General features: G+C 61.5%; 16 protein-coding genes and 13 pseudogenes. 17 read left to right on the forward strand and 12 right to left on the reverse strand.

Annotation, left to right across the window (positions count from 1 at the left end; translation table 11 throughout):
- Positions 1-36: 36 nt before the first annotated feature.
- From C5F70_RS30310 to C5F70_RS30330, 5 genes are all read right to left on the reverse strand, one after another.
- Entirely contained in the window at positions 37-1,047 is a 1,011-nt protein-coding gene (locus tag C5F70_RS30310) for an SIS domain-containing protein (RefSeq protein ID WP_371920084.1), read from the reverse strand.
- Entirely contained in the window at positions 1,040-2,146 is a 1,107-nt protein-coding gene (gene nagA / locus C5F70_RS30315) for an N-acetylglucosamine-6-phosphate deacetylase (RefSeq protein WP_104904516.1), read from the reverse strand. Before nagA ends, C5F70_RS30310 begins: the two co-directional genes overlap by 8 nt.
- Before the next feature lie 36 nt (positions 2,147-2,182).
- Positions 2,183-2,914, reverse strand: a complete 732-nt coding sequence (locus C5F70_RS30320) for a GntR family transcriptional regulator (protein ID WP_017846147.1) — start codon at positions 2,912-2,914, stop codon at positions 2,183-2,185.
- 262 nt (positions 2,915-3,176) lie between these two features.
- On the reverse strand, positions 3,177-3,680 hold the full coding sequence (locus C5F70_RS30325; protein ID WP_017846146.1) for a murein L,D-transpeptidase family protein: 504 nt from the start codon (positions 3,678-3,680) through the stop codon (positions 3,177-3,179).
- Positions 3,681-3,717: 37 nt separating this feature from the next.
- Positions 3,718-4,266, reverse strand: coding sequence for an NUDIX hydrolase (locus C5F70_RS30330; RefSeq protein ID WP_017846145.1), 549 nt, complete (start codon positions 4,264-4,266; stop codon positions 3,718-3,720).
- A 146-nt stretch (positions 4,267-4,412) separates the two neighbouring features.
- Between C5F70_RS30330 and C5F70_RS30335 the strand changes: the two genes are divergently transcribed.
- From C5F70_RS30335 to purT, 5 genes are all read left to right on the forward strand, one after another.
- Positions 4,413-5,015 carry a CoA pyrophosphatase gene (locus C5F70_RS30335; protein WP_017846144.1) on the forward strand — a complete coding sequence of 201 codons (603 nt, stop codon included), beginning with the start codon at positions 4,413-4,415 and terminating at the stop codon, positions 5,013-5,015.
- Positions 5,016-5,050: 35 nt separating this feature from the next.
- Entirely contained in the window at positions 5,051-5,575 is a 525-nt protein-coding gene (locus C5F70_RS30340; RefSeq protein ID WP_017846143.1) for a gamma carbonic anhydrase family protein, read from the forward strand.
- Positions 5,572-5,787: a DUF1289 domain-containing protein gene (locus C5F70_RS30345; RefSeq protein ID WP_046382197.1), complete on the forward strand. Its 216-nt coding sequence runs from the start codon at positions 5,572-5,574 to the stop codon at positions 5,785-5,787. The genes C5F70_RS30340 and C5F70_RS30345 overlap by 4 nt, the downstream gene beginning before the upstream one ends.
- Before the next feature lie 161 nt (positions 5,788-5,948).
- Complete coding sequence (locus C5F70_RS30350) at positions 5,949-6,416, forward strand: VUT family protein (protein WP_017846141.1); 468 nt, start codon at positions 5,949-5,951, stop codon at positions 6,414-6,416.
- A gap of 69 nt (positions 6,417-6,485) precedes the next feature.
- A complete protein-coding gene (purT, locus tag C5F70_RS30355) occupies positions 6,486-7,667 on the forward strand; it encodes a formate-dependent phosphoribosylglycinamide formyltransferase (protein WP_026139924.1) in 1,182 nt (393 codons plus the stop codon).
- A 106-nt stretch (positions 7,668-7,773) separates the two neighbouring features.
- On the opposite strand, the pseudogene C5F70_RS30360 reads toward purT, so the two are convergent.
- From C5F70_RS30360 to C5F70_RS30370, 3 genes and pseudogenes are all read right to left on the reverse strand, one after another.
- Positions 7,774-9,082 (reverse strand): annotated as a pseudogene (locus tag C5F70_RS30360) (MFS transporter).
- A gap of 299 nt (positions 9,083-9,381) precedes the next feature.
- A complete protein-coding gene (locus C5F70_RS30365) occupies positions 9,382-10,620 on the reverse strand; it encodes a transporter associated domain-containing protein (protein ID WP_104902545.1) in 1,239 nt (412 codons plus the stop codon).
- A gap of 12 nt (positions 10,621-10,632) precedes the next feature.
- A complete protein-coding gene (locus C5F70_RS30370; RefSeq protein ID WP_026139922.1) occupies positions 10,633-11,445 on the reverse strand; it encodes an inner membrane protein YpjD in 813 nt (270 codons plus the stop codon).
- A gap of 218 nt (positions 11,446-11,663) precedes the next feature.
- Here C5F70_RS30370 and ffh point away from each other — a divergent pair.
- The 10 genes and pseudogenes from ffh (at position 11,664) to thrC (ending at position 20,125) form a co-directional block, all read left to right on the forward strand.
- Positions 11,664-13,037 (forward strand): annotated as a pseudogene (gene ffh / locus C5F70_RS30375) (signal recognition particle protein).
- A 250-nt stretch (positions 13,038-13,287) separates the two neighbouring features.
- A pseudogene (rpsP, locus tag C5F70_RS30380) lies at positions 13,288-13,568 on the forward strand (30S ribosomal protein S16).
- Positions 13,543-14,051 (forward strand): annotated as a pseudogene (rimM, locus tag C5F70_RS30385) (ribosome maturation factor RimM). The pseudogenes rpsP and rimM overlap by 26 nt, the downstream one beginning before the upstream one ends.
- A gap of 28 nt (positions 14,052-14,079) precedes the next feature.
- Positions 14,080-14,367, forward strand: a complete 288-nt coding sequence (locus C5F70_RS31680) for a hypothetical protein (RefSeq protein WP_371920056.1) — start codon at positions 14,080-14,082, stop codon at positions 14,365-14,367.
- Between the two features lie 82 nt (positions 14,368-14,449).
- Positions 14,450-14,824, forward strand: a pseudogene (locus C5F70_RS31685) (hypothetical protein).
- A gap of 45 nt (positions 14,825-14,869) precedes the next feature.
- Positions 14,870-15,220 carry a 50S ribosomal protein L19 gene (rplS, locus tag C5F70_RS30395; protein WP_003175895.1) on the forward strand — a complete coding sequence of 117 codons (351 nt, stop codon included), beginning with the start codon at positions 14,870-14,872 and terminating at the stop codon, positions 15,218-15,220.
- A 219-nt stretch (positions 15,221-15,439) separates the two neighbouring features.
- A pseudogene (xerD, locus tag C5F70_RS30400) lies at positions 15,440-16,335 on the forward strand (site-specific tyrosine recombinase XerD).
- 154 nt (positions 16,336-16,489) lie between these two features.
- On the forward strand, positions 16,490-17,221 hold the full coding sequence (locus C5F70_RS30405; RefSeq protein ID WP_003175893.1) for a thioredoxin fold domain-containing protein: 732 nt from the start codon (positions 16,490-16,492) through the stop codon (positions 17,219-17,221).
- A 129-nt stretch (positions 17,222-17,350) separates the two neighbouring features.
- Positions 17,351-18,707 (forward strand): annotated as a pseudogene (locus tag C5F70_RS30410) (homoserine dehydrogenase).
- Positions 18,708-18,718: 11 nt separating this feature from the next.
- A pseudogene (thrC, locus tag C5F70_RS30415) lies at positions 18,719-20,125 on the forward strand (threonine synthase).
- 122 nt (positions 20,126-20,247) lie between these two features.
- On the opposite strand, the gene C5F70_RS30420 reads toward thrC, so the two are convergent.
- On the reverse strand, positions 20,248-20,442 hold the full coding sequence (locus C5F70_RS30420; protein WP_371920057.1) for a hypothetical protein: 195 nt from the start codon (positions 20,440-20,442) through the stop codon (positions 20,248-20,250).
- A gap of 306 nt (positions 20,443-20,748) precedes the next feature.
- Here C5F70_RS30420 and C5F70_RS30425 point away from each other — a divergent pair.
- A pseudogene (locus C5F70_RS30425) lies at positions 20,749-21,082 on the forward strand (DUF3509 domain-containing protein).
- A gap of 120 nt (positions 21,083-21,202) precedes the next feature.
- Here the strand turns inward: C5F70_RS30425 and C5F70_RS30430 are convergent.
- The 3 pseudogenes from C5F70_RS30430 to C5F70_RS31340 all read right to left on the reverse strand — a co-directional run bounded on the left by C5F70_RS30430 (position 21,203) and on the right by C5F70_RS31340 (position 23,169).
- Positions 21,203-22,070 (reverse strand): annotated as a pseudogene (locus tag C5F70_RS30430) (TIGR02285 family protein).
- 16 nt (positions 22,071-22,086) lie between these two features.
- Positions 22,087-22,655, reverse strand: a pseudogene (locus C5F70_RS31330) (CoA transferase).
- Positions 22,656-22,873: 218 nt separating this feature from the next.
- Positions 22,874-23,169: pseudogene (locus C5F70_RS31340) on the reverse strand (CoA transferase).
- 251 nt (positions 23,170-23,420) lie between these two features.
- Here C5F70_RS31340 and C5F70_RS30440 point away from each other — a divergent pair.
- A pseudogene (locus C5F70_RS30440) lies at positions 23,421-23,957 on the forward strand (YaeQ family protein).
- The last annotated feature ends 311 nt before the right edge of the window (positions 23,958-24,268 follow it).

A 24,268-nucleotide genomic window follows, 5' to 3' on the forward strand; every position in this document is an offset into this window, starting at 1 on the left:
GGGCACGGTACTCATCAGGAAATCGCGGCACGCCACTCAGTGGGTGCGGGTCACTTTGCTCAGGTGGCGCGGCTGGTCCGGGTTCATGCCACGGGCGAGCGCCAGGCCGGCGGCCATGACATAGAAACTCTGGATGGCCAGGATCGGGTCCAGGCTCGGGTGTTCGGCGCGGCTCAGCGGCAGGTCGCGTTCGGCGATATCGTCCGGCGCCGCCAGCAACACGCGGGCGCCGCGTTGGCGCATATCGGCGGCCAGGCTCAACAGGCCGGCTTGCTCGGCACCGCGTGGGGCGAATATCAGCAGCGGGTAGTTGTCGTCGATCAAGGCCATCGGCCCATGACGCACCTCGGCGCTGCTGAAGGCTTCGGCCTGGATCGCCGAGGTTTCCTTGAGCTTGAGCGCGGCTTCCTGGGCGATGGCAAAACCGGCGCCACGGCCGATGACCATCAACTGCTGGCAGTCGCGCAGGGCGTCGATGGCGTTTGTCCAATCCTGTTTGGCCGCCTCGCGCAGGCCATCGGGCAACGCACGGCAGGCGTGCAGCAGGTCGGTTTCCTGGTTCCAGTGGCCGATCAACAGCGCGCTGGCGCTGAGGGTCGCGATAAAGCTCTTGGTCGCGGCCACGCTGAGTTCCGGCCCGGCGCACAGCGGCACATGGAATTCGCAGGCGGCTTCCAGGGGCGAGTCTTCGGCATTCACCAGCGAGATGCTCAAGGCGCCGCGTTGGCGCAGCAGGCGCAGGCTGTCGACCAAGTCCGGGCTCTGGCCCGACTGAGAGAAGCCGAACGCGACCTGGCCGCTGACCTTCAACGGCGCGTGCAGCAGGGTCACCACCGACATCGGCAACGACGCCACCGGAACGCCCACGTGCTGCATGGCCAGGTAGGCGAAGTAGCTCGCGGCGTGGTCGGAACTGCCACGAGCGACAGTCATCGCCACGTGCGGCGGCTGACGGCGCAGGCGCTCGGCGATGTCTTGCAGGCGCGGGGCCAGGCGTTGCAACTGCGCCGCGACCGCGTCGCTGGAGGCGAGGGCCTCTTCAAGCATTTTTGAAGACAATGGTTTCTCCTTCGACCATGACGTCGGTGAGGTGCAGGGAGCGGTCCAGGCGCACGCAGTCGGCAAAGCTGCCGGGTTGCAGGCGGCCGCGTTGTTCCAGGCCCAGGTAGTCCGCCGGAAATTGCGACAGGCGTTGTGAGGCTTCGCTGATGGGCAGGCCGATCTTCACCAGGTTGCGCAGCGCCTGATCCATGGTCAGGGTGCTGCCAGCCAGGGTGCCGTCGGCCAGGCGCACGCCGCCCAGGCATTTGGTCACGGTGTGGCTGCCCAGCTTGTATTCGCCGTCGGGCATGCCGGCGGCGGCGGTGGAATCGGTGACGCAGTACAGGCACGGGATCGCGCGCAGGGCCACGCGCATGGCGCCGGGGTGTACGTGGAGCAAATCCGGGATCAATTCCGCGTACTGCGCGTGGGCCAGCGCCGCGCCGACGATGCCGGGCTCACGGTGATGCAGCGGGCTCATGGCGTTATACAAATGCGTGAAGCTGGTGGCGCCGGCGGCGAGGGCCGCGACGCCTTCTTCATAGCTGCCCAGGGTGTGGCCGATCTGCATACGCACGCCGCGTGTACTGAGGGCGCGGATCAGGCGGTCATGCCCGGCGATTTCCGGAGCGATGGTGATCACCCGGATCGGCGCCAGGCGCAGGTAGGCTTCCACTTCTTCCATCAATGCGGTGTGGGCGAAGTTGGGTTGCGCGCCGAGTTTGCCCGGATTGATGTAGGGCCCTTCCAGGTGTACGCCGAGGACCCGGGCGCTGCCGCTCGGGCGCTGCGCGCAGAAGCTGCCGAGCTGGCCGAGCACGCTGGAGATTTCATCCGCCGGCGCGGTCATGGTGGTGGCCAGCAACGACGTGGTGCCAAAGCGCACGTGGGTGCGGGTGATGGTTTCGAAGGCGTCGGCACCTTCCATGATGTCTTTGCCGCCACCGCCGTGGACGTGCAGGTCGATAAAACCCGGCAGCAGGTAGGGCAAGTCGTTGTCGGCCGGGTCGCAAGGTGCGCCTTCAATGGCGATCACCTTGCCGTGTTCATGCACCAGGCGGCCGCGAATCCAGCCATGGGGTGTGAGGATATTGTCTTCGGACATGGGCAGTTCTCTAAGGCCGCAGTGCGCGGCAAAGGCCTATCGACGCAGCTCGGCGACAAAGTCGTAGTAGTCGTTGCGGCAGTAGGTGTCGGTGATTTCGATCGGGGTGTTGTCGGCGGTGTAGCCGACACGGGTCATCAACAGCATGGCGGTGCCGGGGGCGATGCCGACCAGCGCGGCGAACTCGTCCGAGGCGTTGATCGCCTGGATATGCTGCAGGGCGCGCACGATGGGTTTGCCGATGCCTTCGAGGTACTCGTAGAGGGACTGGCCGATGGCTTGCGGGTGCGGCAGCACCGCGGCGGGCATGGTGGTCATTTCGATGGCCATCACCGTGTCGTCCGCCTTGCGCAGGCGCTTGAGCCGCGCCACTTTGTCGGTCGGCGACAGGCCCAGGCGGATCAGCTCTTCGTGGGTCGGCGCGCTGATGTCGCGTTCCAGCCACTGGGAGCTGGGCACAAACCCCTTGAGTCGCAGCATCTCGCTGAAGCCCGACAGGCGCGACAGCGGTTGTTCCAGGCGTGGCGTGATAAAGGTGCCGGAGCCTTGGCTGCGACGGATCAGGCCTTGGGCAAACAAGACTTCCAGCGCCTTGCGGGCGGTAACGCGCGAGATGCTCAACTGCTCGCTGAGGGCGCGTTCCGACGGCAGGGCCTGTTCAGATTTCCATTGGCCGGCGTGGATCGCCGCTTCCAGGTTGCGGGCCAGTTGCAGGTACAGCGGCGTGGATTGCTTGTCGTCGGGACGCAGCGTCAGGATGGGGTTCATCTGTCAGGTTTCCGATGCGGTTATTAGTGTGTTGTCGCCCGGTATTGGCCGGAAACTAATACCACTTAAATACCATGTCAATGCTGCCAAAACGCTTTGGCTCCTGGTTTAAGGGCGCCTTAGTGGTGTCTGGTATCAAGTGGTATTAGAGAGGTCTTTAAGGCGCGCAGAGCTGCGCAGCCTGCGGGGTGAATTGGTATTCACCGGCAGGCGCTGTCGAGGGCAGGAAACTTTTTTTAGTTAATTGACCGAGGGGCGAAGGTTACGGGCGGATCTCGACCAGGGTGCCGTCCTTGACCAGGTTCCAGACTTCGCGCATGTCGACGTTACGCATGCCGATGCAGCCGTCGGTCCAGTCCAGGGTGTGAAACCACTGCTCCGGGTACTCCGCGGTGTCGGGCGTGCCGTGGATCATGATCATGCTGCCGGGGTTCACGCCTTGGCGGCGGGCACGGGCCGAATCGCTGATATTGGGGTAGGAGATGTGCATGGACAGGTTGTAGCGGTCGCTGGTTTTGCGCCAGTCGATCCAATACAAGCCTTCCGGCGTGCGACGGTCGCCCTCGATCAGCTTGGTGCCCTTGGGGTTTTTGCCCAGGGAGATACGGTAGGTCTTGAGGGGTTTGCCGTCGTTGATCAGTTGCAACTGATGGGCGGACTTGAGGACCAGAATTTTCTCGACCGTTTTGCCGCCCAGGGTTTCCAGGGTGGTGGCTGAGGACAACGTGGCGAACGACAGGCAGAGCAAAGCAAGCAACCAACGCATTAAAACGATTTCCCTTGGACGACGATCTGCCGGTTTGTTATTGGGCGGGCTGGGACAGCGGCGGCACAGCTTCGTTGCGCACCGGGAACGACCGTAGGCGACGGTCGGCGAAGAAGTATTCTAAGGTACGCCCGACTGTGCGGAAAGCCAGCTCGGACCAAGGGATATCGGCTTCGTCGAACAGTCGCACTTCCAGGCTTTCGGGGCCAGCGGCGAAGTTCAGGTCAATCAGCTCGGCGCGGTAGAACACATGCACTTGGCTGATATGCGGCACGTCGATCAGGGTGTAGAGGCTCAGGTTGCGTACATGGGCGCAGGCTTCTTCCATGGTCTCGCGCATGGCGGCCTGTTCCACGGTCTCGCCGTTCTCCATGAAACCGGCGGGCAGGGTCCAGTAACCCAGGCGTGGCTCGATGGCGCGGCGACACAACAACACTTGATCGCCCCACACCGGCACGGTGCCGGCGACGATATTGGGGTTCTGGTAGTGAATGGTATGACAGTGATCGCATACAAAACGCAGGCGTGCGTCGCCTTCGGGAATGCGTTGGGTGACCGGTTTACCGCACTGGCTGCAGAAATTCATGCTGGGGTTCCTGGAAAGTCTGCCTATCTTGGCGTGGGCGGCAGGGCCCTGCAAGTTGTCGTTTCGCGACAGCCCTTCGGTTTTGGGGTTGGGCGCCCGCGCGCTTTGGTGCATGATGCAAAGTAGCCAACAGACCGAGATGACTCATGCTGGACGAGCTACTTCGCCGGGTAAGCAATCACACACCGCAACGGCTTGAGACCGACGGGCGTTTCCCCGAGGCCGCCGTGCTGGTGCCGATTACCCGCAGTGACGAACCTGAGCTGATCCTGACCCTGCGCGCCAGCGGCCTGTCGACCCATGGTGGCGAAGTGGCCTTTCCCGGCGGGCGTCGCGACCCCGAAGACCCGGACCTGATCTTCACCGCCCTGCGCGAAGCCGAAGAAGAAATCGGCCTGCCGCCTGGCCTGGTCGAGGTGATCGGCCCGTTGAGCCCGCTGATTTCCCTGCATGGCATTCGGGTCACGCCCTACGTTGGCGTCATCCCGGACTACGTCGACTACCTGGCCAACGACGCCGAAATCGCCGCCGTCTTCAGCGTGCCCCTGGAGTTTTTCCGCCAGGACCCGCGCGAACATACGCACCGCATCGATTACCAGGGCCGCAGTTGGTACGTGCCGAGCTATCGGTTCGGCGAATACAAGATCTGGGGGCTGACGGCAATCATGATCGTCGAGCTGATCAATTTGCTCTATGACGATGCCAACATCAGCCTGCACCAGCCGCCCAAGAGCTTCATCCATCTATAAGCCATCGTTTAAATGGCCAGTCGTGAGGACATATCATGAAATACCGCCTGGGCGACGCCCGCGTCGAGACGCACCCACACAGCTGGGTGGCGCCGAATGCCACGCTGGTGGGCAAGGTCAAGCTGGAGGAGGGCGCCAATGTCTGGTTCAACGCGGTGTTGCGTGGCGACAACGAACTGATCCTGATCGGCAAGAACAGCAATGTGCAGGACGGCAGCGTGATGCACACCGACATGGGTTACCCGCTGACCCTGGGCACCGGCGTGACCATCGGCCATAACGCCATGCTGCATGGCTGCACCGTCGGCGACTACAGCCTGATCGGCATCAACGCGGTGATCCTCAACGGCGCGAAGATCGGCAAGCACTGCATCATCGGCGCCAATTCGCTGATCGGCGAAGGCAAGGAGATTCCCGATGGCTCGCTGGTCATGGGCTCGCCGGGCAAAGTCGTGCGCGAATTGACTGACGCGCAGAAGAAGATGCTCGAGGCCAGCGCTGCGCACTATGTGCATAACGCCCAGCGTTATGCGCGGGATCTGGTCGAGCAGGAAGAATGAAGCCGCCAGAGCGCCCCGTCGCCTCGCCGTGCGTGAGCATTTGCGCGCTGGATGACGACGACATTTGCACCGGCTGCCAGCGTACCGTGGAAGAAATCACGCGTTGGAGCCGCATGGACAACGCCGAGCGTCGGGTGGTGCTGGGGTTGTGTCATGAGCGGGCGCTGGCGGGTGGGTTGGTGTTTATGGCGTCCGGTAAATCCGTTGGCTGAATCATCGCTATCGGGGGCAAGCCCCCTCCCACATTCGACCGCGTTCCTACAGATTAAACGCGGTCGAATGTGGGAGGGGGCTCGCCCCCGATGGCGCCATCCCAGACGACATCCCTGTAATTGTGTACCCTGTGCGGCATTACCCACAGGTCCATCCCCCCATGCTCTTCCTGATCGCCTACATCAGCAGCGTCGTGCTGATCAACTTCGCCTTCTCCACCGCGCCGCACCTGGATGTGATCTGGTCCGCCTGGGGCGGCCTGGTGTTTATCCTGCGCGACATGGTGCAAACCCGCTTCGGCCACGGCGCGATCCTTGCCATGCTGGCGGCGCTGGCGCTGTCGTATATCACCTCCGACCCGTCCATCGCGCTGGCCAGCGCCACCGCGTTTGCGGTGTCCGAGTGCATTGACTGGCTGGTGTTCAGCATCACCAAGCGCCCGCTCCACGATCGCCTGTGGATAAGTTCGGCGCTGAGCATTCCCCTCGATACCTTTATCTTTTTCGGCTTGATCGGCGCGCTTACGCCTGCCGTGGTGGGCACCGCGCTGGCGTCGAAATTCGCCGGGGTCACGGCGGTCTGGCTGATCATGGCCTGGCGTATCCGCAAACGTGCCGTCGCCAACTGAAGCCAATCTGTGCAGTTCATGTAAAATGCCGGCCTTTCTCCCCATGATCCGCTCCCCTGAGGACCTGAGATGACCCGAATCGGAACTCCATTGTCGCCAACCGCGACCCGCGTTTTGCTGTGTGGCTGCGGTGAGCTGGGCAAGGAAGTGGTAATCGAACTGCAACGCCTGGGCGTTGAAGTGATTGCCGTGGATCGCTACGCCAACGCGCCGGCGATGCAGGTGGCTCATCGCAGCCATGTGATCAACATGCTCGACGGCGCGGCCCTGCGTGCGGTGATCGAGGCGGAAAAACCGCACTTCATCGTGCCGGAAATCGAAGCCATCGCCACCGCCACCCTGGTGGAGCTGGAGGCCGAAGGCTTCACCGTGATCCCGACCGCGCGCGCCGCGTCGCTGACCATGAACCGCGAAGGCATCCGGCGCCTGGCCGCCGAAGAGCTGGACCTGCCGACCTCGCCGTACCACTTCGCCGATACCTTCGAAGACTACAGCAAGGCCGTGCAAGACCTGGGCTTCCCGTGTGTGGTCAAGCCGGTGATGAGTTCGTCGGGCAAGGGCCAGAGCCTGCTGCGCAGTGCCGACGACGTGCAGAAAGCCTGGGATTACGCTCAGGAAGGCGGGCGTGCCGGCAAGGGCCGGGTGATCATCGAAGGCTTTATCGACTTCGACTACGAAATCACCCTGCTGACCGTGCGCCACATCGGCGGCACGACCTTCTGTGCGCCGGTCGGCCACCGTCAGGAGAAGGGCGATTACCAGGAATCCTGGCAGCCTCAGGCCATGAGCCCGATTGCCCTGGCGGAATCCGAGCGGGTGGCCAAGGCCGTCACGGAATCCCTGGGCGGCCGCGGCCTGTTTGGCGTGGAGTTGTTCATCAAGGGCGATCAGGTGTGGTTCAGCGAAGTGTCGCCACGCCCGCATGACACCGGCCTGGTCACCTTGATTTCCCAGGACCTGTCGCAGTTCGCCCTGCACGCGCGCGCCATCCTGGGCCTGCCGATCCCATTGATCCGTCAGTTCGGGCCTTCGGCATCGGCGGTGATCCTGGTGGAAGGGCAATCGACCCAGACCGCCTTCGCCAACCTCGGCGCGGCCCTGAGCGAGCCGGACACGGCGTTGCGTCTGTTCGGTAAGCCGGAAGTCAACGGCCAGCGCCGCATGGGCGTGGCGTTGGCGCGGGATGAGTCGATTGAAGCGGCTCGCGCCAAGGCGACCCGTGCGGCTCAGGCGGTTGTTGTAGAGCTCTAAACCGCGTCGTGCCTATCGGGGGCAAGCCCCCTCCCACACTTAACCGCGTTTAATCTGTAGGAATGCGGTCAACATGTGGGAGGGGCTTGCCCCCGATAGCGATCTATCAGGCAACCTTGTTCAAATCGTTATCCCGCGTCTCTTTCAGGCACAGCACCGCAATCAAACTCAGCAACGCTGCCGCCGACACATACCCGCCGACATAACTCAGCCCGCCCATCGCCACCAGCTTGGTCGCGAAGAACGGTGCCGCCGACGCGCCGACGATCCCACCCAGGTTATACGCCGCCGAAGCGCCGGTATAACGCACGCGGGTTGGGAACAGTTCCGGCAGCAACGCGCCCATTGGGGCGAAGGTCACACCCATCAGGAACAGCTCCAGGGCCAGGAACAGCGCCACGGCCCAGGTCGAACCGTGGGTCAGCAACGGCTCCATGGTGAAGCCCGACAGAATCGCCAGCAGCGCACCGACAATCAGCACCGGCTTGCGCCCGAATCGATCGCTGGCCAAGGCTGCCAGCGGCGTCGCCAGGCCCATGAACAACACGGCAAAACACAGCAAGCCGAGGAATGTCTCGCGGCTGTAGCCCAGGGTCGAAACGCCGTAGCTCAGGGAAAACGCCGTGGTGATATAGAACAGCGCATAACACCACCATCGACGCGGCACCCAGCAGCACCGGCAGCCAATGCTGGCTGAACAGTTCCACCAACGGCACTTTTACCGGCGCTTCCTTCGCTACCGCACTGGCGAATACCGGGGTTTCATGCAGCTTCAGCCGCGCATACAGGCCGACCATAACCAGCGCCGCGCTGAGGATGAACGGGATGCGCCAGCCCCAACTGCGGAACTGCTCGTCGTTGAGGTTCATGGCCAGGATCAGGAACAGGCCGTTGGCCGCCAGGAAGCCAATCGAAGGACCGAGTTGCGGGAACATGCCGAACCACGCGCGTTTGCCCTTCGGCGCGTTCTCGGTGGCGAGCAGCGCCGCACCGCCCCATTCCCCGCCCAGTCCCAGGCCCTGGCCGAAACGCAGCACGCACAACAGAATCGGTGCCCAGGCGCCGATGCTGTCATACCCCGGCAGCAAGCCGATCAGCGTGGTACACACCCCCATCAGCAGCAGCGAAGCCACCAGCGTCGATTTGCGGCCGATACGGTCGCCAAAGTGGCCGAACAGCGCCGAACCCAGCGGGCGGGCGATGAACGCGATGCCGAAGGTCAGGAACGACGCGAGCATCTGCGCCGTGCCGGAGGTCTGTGGGAAGAACACCGGGCCGATCACCAGCGCGGCCGCAGTGGCATAGATATAGAAGTCGTAGAACTCGATGGCCGTGCCGACGATGCTGGCAGTGGCGACGCGGGCGGTCGAGTTGGTCGGGGCGGCGGTCGCAGCCTCGTTATAGGTGGTGCTCATGGCGGTATCCCTGAGGGGCAGTGCGCGTTTGGACGCGGATTATTATTGGTCGAACACCCATGGATCAGGGTTGTGGGCGGAGCGGCTCGGGATGAGAGCGGACACCGGTCGTACAGGGCAAGGCAGTGCCTGGACGCGGTCCGTGCGGATAGCACGCGGTCGGGCGCGGCTTGGGTAAGCCGACCCGATTATAGGAAGGGGTTTGCGCATCCAACAAGGGGAAAATCTGATCGTCTGCACACAGTGGATCAGTGTGGGAGGGGCGGTGCGACGATTCGAAGTGTGTTCCGTCAGCGAGGCTACGTGGCGACCGGCACGCGGCTGGTGTGCCAGATCAGCACCTTGCTCACGCGGTTGTCTTCGGTCTCGAGGATTTCCAGGCGGTAGCGGCCGATCTTCAGGCACACCGCGCAATCGGGAATGGTTTCCAGCGCTTCGGTCACCAGGCCGTTGAGGGTCTTGGGCCCGTCGCTGGGCAGGTGCCAGGCCAGGCTCTTGTTCAATTCGCGGATCGAGGCGGTGCCGTCGACGATGTAGCGGCCGTCCGGTTGCGCTTCGATATGCGGGTTGTCGGCACTTTGTTCGCTTTCGAATTCGCCGACGATTTCTTCGAGAATATCTTCCAGGGTGACGATGCCCAGCACTTCGCCATACTCGTCCACCACCATGCCCAGGCGCCGCTGTTGCTTGTGGAAGTTCAGCAGTTGCAGTTGCAGGGGCGTGCTTTCCGGGACGAAGTAGGGTTCGTAGCAGGCCTCGAGCAAGGTCTCCTTGGTCAGGCTGGCATCCGGTAGCAGGTGCTGGATCAGCCGGGTGTTGAGCACGGCTTCGACTTGGTTGATGTCGCTGTGGAACACCGGCAGGCGGGTGCGCTGGGAGTTGCGCAGTTGCTCGAGGATCGCGTCGAGCGAGTCGTCCAGGTTGATGCCGTCCACTTCACTGCGCGGCACCAGGATGTCGTTGACGGTGATGTTGTCCAGCGCGTGGATGCCGGGCATGCCGGGCGTGCGACGTTCATCTCCCTCTGGCTCGGGTTCGTCATCATGGTCGGGCTGCGGGTCGTCGCTTTTTTTCACCATGCCCGGCGGGCGGGCAAAGGGGCGCAGCAACAGCAGGCTGATGCCATTGAGCAGCCAGGCGAGGGGGTAGATAATTTTCAGCGGCACGCCCAGCAGGGCATTGCCGAAGCCCAGCACCGCTTGCGGATGGCGGGTGGCCAGGGCGCGCGGCAGGTAATCGGCCAGCACCAGCAGGATCGAGCAGGAGACCAGCCAGCCCAGCCACGCGCCGTTTTGCGCCCAGGCGTAGATCGCCAGCAGGGTGCAAAGGATTACCACGCCAGCACGGCACAGGGTGTTGCAGAGGATCATGCTGGGGCGTGGGAAGTGCAGGCGGGCAGCGGCTTTGTCGCCCTGGCGGGTACCGGGGCGCAGGGCCAGCAGGTGTTGTTGTGCGGCTTCGATGGCGGTAAACAGCGCCGCCCACAAAATCAGCAAGGCGATTACCGCGAGCATCGGCCCTAAGGGCAAGTTGTCCATGATCGCTGCCCGTCAGATATGCAGGATGTATTCGCGAACCAGCTTGCTGCCGAAATAGGCCAGCATCAGCAGGCAGAAACCGGCCAGGGTCCAGCGGATCGCCTTGTGCCCGCGCCAGCCAAGGCGGTTGCGGCCCCACAACAGCACACTGAACACCACCCACGCCAGGCACGCCAGCAGGGTTTTATGCACCAGGTGCTGGGCGAACAGGTTCTCGACGAACAGCCAGCCAGAGATCAGCGACAGCGACAGCAGCGTCCAGCCGGCCCACAGGAAGCTGAACAGCAGGCTTTCCATGGTTTGCAGCGGCGGGAAGTTCTTGATCAGGCCCGACGGATGCTTGTGCTTGAGCTGATGGTCCTGCACGAGCAGGAGCAACGCCTGGAACACCGCGATGGTGAACATGCCGTAGGCCAGGATCGACAGCAGGATATGCGCAAGGATGCCCGGCTCTTCGTCGATCACCTGCACCGTGCCGGTGGGGGCGAATTGCGCCAGCAGCACCGTCAGCATGCCCAGGGGGAATAGCAGCACCAGCAGGTTTTCCACCGGGATGCGTGCGCAGGCGATCAGCGTGAGGGCGATCACCGCGGCGGCGATCAGGCTGGCGGCGCTGAAAAAATCCAGGCCCAGGCCGACCGGCGTCATCAAGTGGGTGAACAGGCTCGCGGCATGGGCCAGCAGGGCGAGGACGCCAAGGCCTGCCAGCAGGCGAGTGTCGGCCTTGGCGCCTTGCGCCAGGCGAGTGCCCTGGTAGAGGGTCGCAGCGGCATATAAAAAGGCGGCGGCGAGACTGGGTAGCAAACTGGGTGACAAAGGGAGCATAAATCCTGTTAGGCAAGCCCGAAAGGCGCTGAGTTTGGCATACACCTGCGTTCCACGAAAGACTTCAGGGCCAGACAGCGGGTGTGCATGGGCGCAGTCTTCGCTATAATCCGCGACCTGCCCACGCCGCAGGCTCGCCGAGCGCTGTTTTAATAGCGATTTATCACAGCCTGGGCCGCCATTACCTCGGTCTACCATAGGGCCTGAAAGGATCGCGCATGTTTGAAAACTTGACTGACCGTCTCTCGCAGACGCTGCGCCATGTAACCGGCAAGGCCAAGCTGACCGAGGACAATATCAAAGACACCCTGCGTGAAGTACGCATGGCGTTGCTGGAAGCCGACGTGGCCTTGCCTGTGGTCAAGGACTTCGTCAACTCGGTCAAGGAGCGCGCGGTCGGCACCGAAGTGTCCCGCAGCCTGACGCCGGGCCAGGCTTTTGTGAAGATCGTCCAGGCCGAGCTCGAAAGCCTGATGGGCGCGGCCAACGAAGACCTGAACCTCAGCGCCGTGCCGCCGGCCGTCGTGCTGATGGCCGGTCTGCAAGGTGCGGGTAAGACCACCACCGCCGGCAAGCTGGCGCGCTTCCTTAAAGAGCGCAAGAAAAAAACCGTGATGGTGGTGTCGGCCGACGTATACCGTCCGGCGGCCATCAAGCAGCTGGAAATGCTCGCGGGCGAAGTGGGCGTGACCTTCTTCCCGTCCGACCTGAGCCAGAAGCCGGTCGACATCGCCAATGCGGCGATCAAAGAAGCCAGGCTGAAGTTCATCGACGTGGTCATCGTCGATACCGCCGGTCGCCTGCACATCGACGAAGAGATGATGGGCGAGATCAAGGCGCTGCATGCCGCGATCAACCCGGTCGAGACGCTGTTCGTGGTCGACGCCATGACCGGCCAGGATGCGGCCAACACCGCCAAGGCCTTTGGTGACGCACTGCCGCTGACCGGCGTGATCCTGACCAAGGTCGACGGCGACGCCCGTGGCGGTGCCGCGCTGTCGGTGCGCGCCATCACCGGCAAGCGATCAAATTCATCGGTATGGGCGAGAAGAGCGACGCGCTCGAGCCGTTCCACCCTGAACGTATCGCTTCGCGTATCCTCGGCATGGGCGACGTGCTCAGCCTGATCGAGCAGGCCGAAGCGACGCTCGACAAGGACAAGGCCGATAAACTGGCCAAGAAACTGAAGAAGGGCAAGGGCTTCGACCTCGAAGACTTCCGCGATCAGTTGCAACAAATGAAGACATGGGCGGCCTCGGCGGCCTGATGGACAAGCTGCCGAACATCGGCGGTGTGAACCTGGCGCAAATGGCAATGCCCAGGGCGCGGCAGAGAAGCAGTTCAAGCAGATGGAAGCCATCATCAACTCCATGACCCCGGCCGAGCGCCGCGACCCTGAGCTGATCAGCGGTTCGCGCAAGCGTCGGATCGCCATGGGTTCCGGCACCCAGGTGCAGGACATCGGTCGCTTGATCAAGCAGCACAAGCAGATGCAGAAGATGATGAAGAAATTCTCCGCCAAGGGCGGAATGGCCAAGATGATGCGCGGCATGGGCGGTATGTTGCCCGGCGGCGGCATGCCGAAAATGTAAAGTATTCGAGCGGGAGCGTGCTCCTGCTCCGCCCCACAGGGATGTGGGATCTCCAGCAAACCCGCCGTCTGGCGGGAGCTGACTTGCCGTTTTAACCGACGGCTCTATAGCAGATCTGAATGGCACGCTGATAGGCGCCAGAAAAGACATTTGCAAAAGTCCGGATATTCCTTAGAATATGCGGCCTTTCGGGCACCTATGCCCGCTGTGCATTTAGATTTGCAGCACCGACTACAGGAACGATGTTCACATGCTAACAATCCGTCTTGCCCTTGGCGGCTCCAAAAAGCGCCCGTTTACCACTTGACCGTAACCGACAGCCGCAACCCGCGTGACGGTTCGCACAAGGAACAGGTTGGTTTCTTCAACCCTGTTGCTCGTGGTCAAGAAGTTCGTCTGTCCGTGAACCAAGAGCGCGTAGCCTACTGGCTGAGCGTTGGTGCACAGCCTTCCGAGCGTGTTGCCAAGTTGTTGAAGGACTCGGCTAAGCCGCAGCCTGAGCAATATGAACGCGACGCCAGCTGTTGCTGATGATTTGATCGTTATCGGCAAGATTTACTCTGTTCATGGCGTTCGCGGCGAAGTGAAGGTGTATTCCTTTACTGATCCGACTGAAAACCTGTTGCAGTACAAAACCTGGACGCTCAAGCGCGAGGGGAATGTGAACAGGTCGAGCTGGTCAGTGGACGCGGGAACGATAAGTTCCTGGTCGCAAAGCTCAAGGGTCTTGATGATCGTGAAGAAGCTCGTCTTCTGGCCGGTTATGAGATCTGCGTGCCGCGCAACCTGTTCCCTGAATTGACCGACGGCGAGTACTACTGGTACCAGCTGGAAGGTCTGAAGGTTATTGATCAACTCGGGCAATTGCTCGGGAAAATCGATCATCTTCTGGAAACCGGCGCCAATGATGTAATGGTGGTCAAGCCTTGCGCTGGCAGCCTGGATGATCGCGAACGCCTGTTGCCCTATACGAGCAATGCGTGTTGGCCGTCGACCTGGCCGCGGGCGAGATGAAGGTGGAATGGGACGCGGACTTCTAAGCGTGGCTAATTTGCGCATTGAAGTGATCAGTTTGTTTCCCGAGATGTTCTCCGCCATCAGCGAGTACGGCATCACCAGTCGGGCGTGGAAACAGGGGCTCTTGCAGCTCACCTGTTGGAACCCGCGAGACTACACGACGGATCGACATCACACTGTGGACGATCGCCCATTTGGCGGTGGCCCGGGCATGGTGATGAAGATCAAGCCCCTGGAAGACGCGTTGGCTCAGGCAAGGTGCCGCGGGGAGAAGGCGAAGGTAATTTACCTGTCCCTCAAGGCCGTCAGCTGAAACAGGCGGCGGTACGCGAACTGGCGAATGAGAAGCACTGATCCTGATTGCCGGTCGCTATGAAGGCATTGACGAGCGTTTCATTGAAGCTCATGTCGATGAAGAGTGGTCGATTGGGGACTATGTCCTGTCTGGCGGTGAGTGCCGGCGATGGTCCTGATAGATGCGGTTACACGACTGCTGCCTGGAGCTTTAGGGCATGCGGACTCGCGGAGGAAGATTCCTTCCGGATGGTTTGCTGGATTGCCCGCACTACACCCGACCGGAGGTGTATGCGGATCAGCGTGTTCCCGACGTATTGCTAAGTGGCAATCACGCACACATCCGGCGTTGGCGTTTACAGCAGTCCCTTGGTCGGACCTATGAACGACGCGCCGATCTTCTGGAAAGCCGCTCGCTTTCTGGAGAAGAGAAGAAGCTGCTCGAGGAATACATCCTCGCGCGGGACGATAGTTAACAACGTATCGATGGTAGGTCCATTGACTTACCTTAGGAGCACAGCATGACTAACAAAATCATCCTTGCACTCGAAGCAGAGCAGATGACCAAAGAGATCCCTACCTTTGCCCCGGGCGACACCATTGTCGTTCAGGTGAAAGTGAAGGAAGGCGACCGTTCGCGTCTGCAAGCGTTCGAAGGCGTGGTAATCGCCAAGCGTAACCGTGGTGTGAACAGTGCTTTCACTGTTCGTAAAATCTCCAACGGTGTTGGCGTAGAGCGTACTTTCCAGACCTACAGCCCGCAAATCGACAGCATGGCTGTTAAGCGTCGCGGTGACGTGCGTAAAGCCAAGCTGTACTACCTGCGTGACCTGTCCGGTAAAGCAGCTCGCATCAAGGAAAAACTGGCTTAAGTCCAGCTTCCCGATGCAGAAAAAAAGCAGCCTGCGGGCTGCTTTTTTGTGCCTGGGATTTATTGACGGGTCCGGGTCGGCGCGGCTATCGCAGGCGGGCCAGCTTGCACACTTGATCATTAGTGGTCATAAAATCGATGCACGACACAAATCCAATGTGGGAGCCGACTTGCTTGCGATAGGATCTACCAGACACCACCGTCATCTGCCTGAGCCCCCATGCCCGCCATCGACCATCCTCTGATTGACCGCTTCCTCGACGCCCTTTGGCTGGAAAAAGGCCTGTCGGACAACACCCGCCAGGCCTACCGCAGCGACCTGGCGCTGTTCAACGGCTGGCTGCAGGAAAAAAACCTCGAGCTGATCAATGCTGGCCGTGAGTTGATCCTCGATCACCTGGCCTGGCGCCTGGAGCAGAACTACAAGCCGCGCTCCACGGCACGCTTCCTTTCCGGTGTGCGTGGCTTTTATCGCTACCTGCTGCGGGAAAAGCTCATTGCCCTCGACCCGACGTTACAGGTCGACATGCCGCAATTGGGTCGGCCATTGCCCAAGTCCTTGTCGGAAGCCGATGTTGACGCCTTGCTCGCCGCCCCGGACTTGAGCGAAGCCATCGGCCAGCGCGACGTGCCATGCTCGAAGTGCTGTACGCCTGCGGCCTGCGGGTGACCGAGCTGATCAGCCTGACCCTCGAGCAAGTCAACCTGCGCCAGGGCGTGCTGCGGGTGATGGGCAAGGGCAGCAAGGAGCGGCTGGTGCCGATGGGCGAAGAAGCGATTGTGTGGGTCGAGCGCTACATGCGCGATGCGCGCGGCGAACTGCTCGGTGGGCGCCCCAGCGATGTGCTGTTCCCCAGCCAGCGCGGTGAGCAGATGACCCGCCAGACTTTCTGGCATCGCATCAAGCACCAGGCCAAGGTGGCGGGGATCGGTAAGAGCCTGTCGCCGCATACCCTGCGCCATGCATTTGCCACGCATTTGCTCAACCACGGCGCGGATTTGCGCGTGGTGCAAATGCTCCTTGGCCACAGCGACTTATCCACAACCCAGATCTACACCCATGTGGCACGGGCGCGCTTGCAGGATATGCACGCCAAGCACCATCCGCGAGGCTGAAAACCGCCAAATTATCCGCCACGGGCTGCCCTGCGGCCCAACTGTGGTAGGCTTTGCCGGTTAGCAAAGGGGACGGCGTGACTTGTGATTACAGTGCCGTGTTTCCAGATCGGTGTTCGACACACCCGTCCCTGCATCTGCCTTCAGGAGTTCCATGCGCTTGACCCAGATTATTGCCGCCGCAGCCATTGCGTTGGTTTCCACCTTTGCCGTCGCCGATGACGCTGCCGAGCAGACTATTCGCAAGAGCCTGGCCAACCTGCAACTCGACACACCGATCGAAAGCATCAGTGCCAGCCCGATGGCCGGCCTGTACGAAGTCAAGCTCAAGGGCAGCCGCGTGTTGTATGCCAGTGCCGACGGCCAGTACATTGTCCAGGGCTACCTGTTCCAGTTGAAGGACGGTAAGCCGGTCAATCTGACCGAGAAAGCCGAGCGCCTGGGCGTGTCCAAGCTGATCAACGGCATTCCGGTTGCAGAAACCGTGGTCTACCCGGCCATCGGCGAGACCAAGACGCACATCACCGTGTTCACCGACACCACCTGCCCGTACTGCCACAAGCTGCACGCCGAAGTGCCGGCGCTGAACAAGCTCGGTGTGGAAGTGCGCTATGTCGCGTTCCCGCGCCAGGGCCTCGGTTCGCCGGGCGACGAGCAGTTGCAGGCGGTCTGGTGCTCGGCCGACAAGAAAGCGGCGATGGACAAGATGGTCGACGGCAAGGAAATCAAAGCGGCCAAGTGCGCCAATCCGGTTTCCAAGCAGTTCGCCCTGGGCCAGTCCATTGGTGTGAACGGTACACCGGCCATCGTTTTGGCTGACGGCCAGGTGATTCCGGGCTATCAGCCGGCACCGCAAGTTGCCAAACTGGCGCTGAGTGCCAAATAAACCAGCATCGTCGAACCTTTGACGATCATGGCCCTTCGATAAGTCGATGGGCCATTAATTGAAAGCCGCGGTTGTGCGGCTGTTTTCCACGGCCGACCTTGCGTCGGCCGTTTCATGGGGAGTTCTTCAGTGAAACCGGTCAAAGTAGGCATCTGTGGGTTAGGGACCGTCGGTGGCGGCACCTTCAACGTACTTCAGCGTAATGCTGAAGAAATTTCCCGCCGTGCAGGGCGCGGGATTGAAGTGGCGCAAATTGCCACGCGTTCGCCAAAGCCTCAGTTCGAAACGACCGGTATTGCGATTACCAACGATGTCTTCGCCGTGGCGACCAACCCAGAAATCGATATCGTCATCGAGCTGGTGGGCGGCTATACCATTGCCCGCGAGCTGGTGCTCAAGGCGATCGAAAACGGCAAGCACGTGGTCACCGCCAACAAGGCGCTGATCGCCGTCCACGGCAACGAGATCTTCGCCAAGGCGCGTGAGAAGGGCGTGATCGTCGCGTTCGAAGCCGCGGTGGCCGGTGGTATCCCGGTGATCAAGGCGATCCGTGAAGGCCTGTCCGCCAACCGCATCAACTGGGTGGCCGGCATCATCAATGGCACCGGTAACTTCATCCTCACCGAAATGCGCGAGAAGGCCGCACCTTCGAAGACGTGCTGGCCGAAGCCCAGGCCCTGGGTTACGCCGAAGCCGACCCGACCTTCGACGTTGAAGGCATCGACGCGGCGCACAAACTGACCATCCTTGCGTCCATTGCCTTTGGCATCCCGCTGCAGTTCGACAAGGCCTACACCGAAGGCATCACCCAGCTGACCACCGCCGACGTGAATTACGCCGAAGCCCTGGGCTATCGCATCAAGCACCTGGGCGTGGCGCGCTGCACCGCGGCCGGTATCGAGTTGCGCGTACACCCAACGCTGATCCCGGCCGACCGCCTGATCGCCAACGTCAATGGCGTGATGAACGCCGTGATGGTCAACGGTGACGCCGCCGGTTCGACCCTGTTCTACGGTGCCGGCGCCGGTATGGAGCCGACCGCTTCGTCGGTGATCGCCGACCTGGTGGACGTGGTTCGCGCCATGACCAGCGACCCGGAAAACCGCGTGCCGCACCTGGCCTTCCAGCCGGATTCGCTGTCGGCCCACCCGATCCTGCCGATCGAGGCGTGCGAAAGCGCCTACTACCTGCGCATCCAGGCCAAGGATCATCCGGGCGTACTGGCCCAGGTTGCCAGCATCCTGTCGGAACGTGGCATCAACATCGAGTCGATCATGCAGAAGGAAGTCGAGGAGCAGAACGGCCAGGTGCCGATGATCCTGCTGACTCACCGCGTGCTCGAGCAGCACATCAACGATGCCATCAAAGCCCTGGAAGCCTTGCAAGGCGTAGTGGGCCGGTGGTACGGATTCGTCGAACACCTGAACTAACCGATTTGTTCCAGGGGCCCCGTGTGATCGGCGGCCCCTGTTCGAGAATGTTTTAGAGGAGCCAGTCATGCGTTACATCAGCACCCGCGGCCAGGCACCGGCCCTGAATTTCGAAGACGTCCTGTTGGCAGGCCTTGCCACCGACGGCGGCCTGTACGTGCCGGAAAACCTGCCACGCTTCACCCAGGAAGAAATCGCTTCCTGGGCCGGCCTGCCGTATCACGAACTGGCGTTCCGGGTGATGCGCCCGTTCGTCACCGGCAGCATTCCGGATGCGGATTTCAAAAAGATCCTGGAAGAGACCTACGGCGTGTTTTCCCACAACGCCATCGCGCCTCTGCGCCAGCTGAATGGCAATGAGTGGGTTTTGGAGCTGTTCCATGGCCCGACCCTGGCGTTCAAGGACTTCGCTCTGCAACTGCTGGGGCGCCTGCTCGATTACGTGCTGGAGAAGCGCGGCGAGCGCGTGGTGATCATCGGCGCCACTTCCGGTGATACCGGCTCGGCGGCCATCGAAGGCTGCAAGCACTGCGAAAACGTCGACATCTTCATCCTGCACCCGCACAAGCGCGTGTCGGAAGTACAGCGTCGGCAGATGACCACCATCTTCGGTGAGAACATCCACAACATCGCCATCGAAGGCAACTTCGACGACTGCCAGGAAATGGTCAAGAACAGCTTCGCTGACCAGAGCTTCCTCAAGGGCACGCGCCTGGTTGCGGTGAACTCGATCAACTGGGCGCGGATCATGGCCCAGATCGTCTACTACTTCCACGCCGCGCTGCAGCTGGGCGGGCCGGCGCGTTCGGTGTCGTTCTCGGTGCCGACCGGCAACTTCGGCGACATCTTCGCCGGCTACCTGGCGCGCAACATGGGCCTGCCGATCAACCAGTTGATCGTCGCCACCAACCGCAACGACATCCTGCACCGCTTCATGAGCGGCAACCAGTACGTCAAGGAAACCTGCACGCCACCTTGTCGCCGTCGATGGACATCATGGTGTCGTCGAACTTCGAACGCCTGCTGTTCGACATGCACGGCCGCAACGGTGCGGCGATTGCCGGCTTGATGGACACCTTCAAAGCGGTGGCGGTTTCAGTGTCGATGAAGAGCGCTGGACCGAAACCCGCAAGCTGTTCGACTCCCTGGCGTGGACGATGCACAGACCTGCGAAACCATCGCAGAAGTCTATGCCCAGACCGGCGAACTGCTCGACCCGCACACCGCTATCGGCGTGAGGGCTGCGCGCGAATGCCGTCGCAGCCTGGATATCCCGATGGTGATCCTCGGCACCGCGCACCCGGTCAAATTCCCGGAAGCGGTGGAGAAGGCCGGCGTTGGCAAAGCGCTGGAGTTGCCGGAGCATCTGTCCGACCTGTTCGAGCGTGAAGAGCGTTGCACCGTGCTGCCGAATGACCTGAAGGCGATGCAGGCGTTTGTCAGCCAGCATGGCAATCGCGGTAAGCCGCTGTAAGGCAAACGGCCGGCCCTGGCGCAGACAAAAACGCCGCTTTCCCTTCCGTGGGTCAGCGGCGTTTTTCGTTTCAGGCAGGCCCGGGTTGCTGAGCGTTATGAGAGTAGTTTCTGCCACGACAATCACGGTGCCGACAGCGGCGTAGAAACCCGTGGCGATACCCACGGGTACCAGAAAGTCTCACAGGTTATCTTCAAGGACTCCGCGTTGAGCTTGCCTCGCTCGGCATGCATGCGTGAAATCTCGGCATAGATGCGAGATACGTCAGCATGCATCTTCTCCATCGACGCTTGTTGTTCGTTGTGTTCCACCATCATGTTCATCCTTAGCAATAAGGGCCTTTGACATGCACTTCTAGCTGCGTGACAGCGTGATCAGCGCTTACCGAATATAGGGTTCACCCTCCGCCGCGCTGCAGGGCGAACCCTGAAACGGCCGCCCATTGCGTAAGCAGTTATGTGCGGCCGTTTTTTCGTTGTCATGTTGCAAGCGCATGCTGGATCAAGTCACTCCCTGACGGCTCCATAAACACGAAAAAGCGAACTTTCCTACGTTACAAACAGTCACTTAGGAGAGAAACCCCATTGAAACGATTGTTCCCGAACTATTGAGTGGTGATCGAAATGGAAAGTATCAGCCTATTGCTCGAAGAAGCGCTGAGCCTTATCAGGTTACGCTGACCACCGCTGGTGTGCAGGGCGAGTGCCTGGTAACCGTAAAGAATCCTGCTGGTGCCATCGTGGTCGAGCGTGAAGTCGACCGAGCGCAACTGACCGACAAGCGCGTCCTGGTGGATGTCGTGGATTGCTTGCTGCTGCGCGATCTGAAAATCGCGAAGGGCGCCTGGAGCCCTCGGTCATCGCTGCCTTGCGCAATGCGGCCCAGACCGCAGCAGCGCCTCGCATGAAGAATTGTTTATCCGCGGAAACTTCCTACGGCGTGGCCGGTCAGATTTAGTAACAGCAAGAGCAGACATTGTGCTCCGGTGTTTGTGACTTGCTGTACTGGTCTTTGTAGGCCACGTTTAACCCCGAAGTGTCTCCCCACTCTTCGGGGTTTCTTTTTGCCCGCGATTTATCACGGGGTGGGCACTTCTTCATAGAATCGCGAATGGTCCAGCAGGTATTGCTCGCGCAGGGCCGGGTCGAGCCATGACGCGTAGGAACGCAGCAACTGCGCCTGCGGCAGGTCGCCCAGCAACTGGTTGATACGCGCCATGACCTCGCGCCCCTCGGGCGTATCCGAACAGCCGATATGGATGTGCTGATAGGCGCGGTGCCGGCAATCGGATAGAACGCCAGCCCTTCGGGATCGATACCTTGCCGCAATGCGTGATAGCGAATTTCGGTCCAGTAACCCAGTACGCCTTCCAGGCGTCCCAGGCGCTGCATTTGCAGCAGGCTGCCCAAGGCGTCGGTGCCGTAGTGCATCACCCGATTGTGCGTGTCGCCTTGCTGCAATATACGTCGATGAATGGCCCGTAGCTGCGCTCGGCGATGATGCCCAGGCGTGTGCTCTTGTCCCGTAGCATCGCGTCCAGGTCGACCTTGCCTTGCACGATAAAGGGCGCCAGGACTTCACGGTTTTGCTGGCGGACGACCACGCCATTGCTCACCACGGGAAACGCCTGGTCGGAATACACAATCCATTGGGTCCGCTCCGGCGTCCACAGCAGGGTAGGGTCGCAGGTGAGGGAGGGCGCCTGGAGCATCTGCATGCCCCGCGCACGGTTGACGTGCTGGATCTGGTGCTGATACTCCGGCAGGTGCTCCATCAGCATCGGCAACAATTCGTCGATGGCGCCCTGGCCTTTTTGCGGGCCTTCGAAGATCGTCAGCGGCGGCAGGTCGCGAACCAGCCAGATCAAGGTCTGCGCCGCCTGGGTCGGTAGCGGCAATAGCGCCAGCAAGGGCGCGCACAGGTGCAATAGCCAGCGGCGAGTCATTATCTTGAACGCGCCATCAGATCGCCCCTTGCTCACGTAAGCGGATGATGGCCGCCGCGTCATAGCCCAGCTCACCGAGTACCACGCTGTTGTGTTCGCCCAGTTGCGGCCCCACCCACTCGCAACTGCCAGGGGTGTCGGAGAGCTTGGGCACGATGCCTGGCATCTTGAAGTCCTTGCCGTCGGGCAGTTGCGCCTTGAGGAACATTTCCCGCGCCAGGAATTGCGGGTCCCCGAGCATGTCTTCGGCGCTATAGATGCGGCTGGCCGGCACCTCGGCCTTGTTGAGCTGCTCGACCACCTGTTCCAGCGGCAGCGAATTGACCCAGCGATCAATCACGCCATACAGCGTCGCGGCGCTCGTCACGCCCGTCATTGCTGGCCAATTGCGGTCGTTGGCCAGATCCTCACGGCCGATGGCGGACATGAAGCGCTTGAAGATCGCATCGCGTTGGCGCCGATCTGCACATGCTTGCCGTCCGCGCTGGTGTGGATCGAGGACGGTGTGATGCCGGGCATGATGTTGCCGGTGCGTTCGCGGATGAACCCGAACACATCGAACTCCGGGATCATGCTTTCCATCATGGCGAAGATGGCCTCATACAGTGCCACATCCACCACCTGACCTAGCCCACCGTGACCTCGCGGTGACGCAACGCCATCAGCGCGCGATCACCGCCCACAGGGCGGCAATGGAGTCGCCGATGGAAATCCCGGTGCGTACCGGCGGCGGTCTTCAAAGCCGGTGATGTAACGCAGCCCGCCCATCGATTCGCCGACCGCGCCAAACCCCGGCTGGTCTTTCATCGGCCGGTCTGGCCAAAGCCCGAGAGGCGCACCATCACCAGCTTGGGGTTCAGCGCGTGCAGGGTGTCCCAGCTCAGGCCGAGCTTTTCCAGGACGCCGGGGCGGAAGTTTTCGATCAGGATGTCGGCGTCCGTCAGCAACTGCTTGAGGATGGCCAGGCCGTCGGGGTGCTTGAGTTCAGCGTCAGTGATTTTTTGTTGCGTGCCTGTACGAACCACCACAGCGAGGTGCCTTCGTACAGCTTGCGCCATTTGCGCAGCGGGTCGCCGCCGTCCGGGGATTCCTTGATCACTTCGGCGCCGAATTCGGCGCAGATGCGTGAAGCGAACGGGCCGGCGATCAGGTGCCGAGTTCGATGACTTTCAGGCCGGCAAGCGGTTTGGCGTTAAACGACATGAGGAACCTTTCATACGCAGCACAGTGGTGTAATGCCTTTTAACATAGGCGAGTCGCGCAGGGATAAGGATGATGCAGCGCAGGATTCGTTGAATAGCCCTACCATCGGTTAGACTGCCGCCTTTCCCTGTCTCTAGAAGCCCGTTCATGGCCCAGCCGTCCACGACCTACAAGTTCGAACTCAACCTCACGACCTCGACCTCGGTGTACGAGAGCGTCAAACAGACCATTGCCCGCACCCTTCGGAAACCGAAGAGCGCATGACCGTGCGTCTGCTGGCCTACGCCCTTTGGTACAGCGAGCAGCTGTCGTTTGGCCGTGGACTGTCAGATGTAGACGAGCCAGCCCTGTGGGAAAAAAGTCTGGATGATCGGGTTTTGCACTGGATCGAAGTCGGCCAGCCCGATGCCGACCGCCTGACCTGGTGCTCGCGTCGCGCCGAGCGTACCAGTCTGCTGGCTTACGCAGCCTGCGCGTATGGGAAGGCAAGGTGATTCCGGTGGCGAAAACCCTGAAGAACGTCCACATCGCCGCCGTGCCGCAGGAAGTCCTCGAGACCCTGGCCAAGGACATGCCCCGCGTGATCAAGTGGACGTGATGATCAGCGAAGGCACGATCTTCGTCACCGATGATCGTGGCCAGCATGAAGTGCAACTGCAATGGCTGATCGGCGAGCGCGGTTGAGCTAGCGCTTGTAGCTTGCCGCTAATATTTCCCTACAGAGAATTCCCCAGCGTCCCATGCGTATCGATCCCCGCCCTTTGCCTGCTGTCCTGCCGTTCTCGGTGACTTGCCACCGCTGTTGACCCGCCTCTACGCCGCGCGCGGGTGCGCTCGGAGGCTGAGCTGGACAAGAGCCTGGCGCGGTTGATCCCTTATCAGCAGCTCAAGGGCATCGACCGCGGTAGACCTGCTGTGACGGCCTTGGAGCAACGCCAGCGCATCCTGATCGTCGGCGACTTCGACGCCGATGGCGCCACTGCCAGTACGGTGGG

Source organism: Pseudomonas sp. LH1G9, assembly GCF_002949975.1.
GTDB classification, from domain to species: domain Bacteria; phylum Pseudomonadota; class Gammaproteobacteria; order Pseudomonadales; family Pseudomonadaceae; genus Aquipseudomonas; species Aquipseudomonas veronii.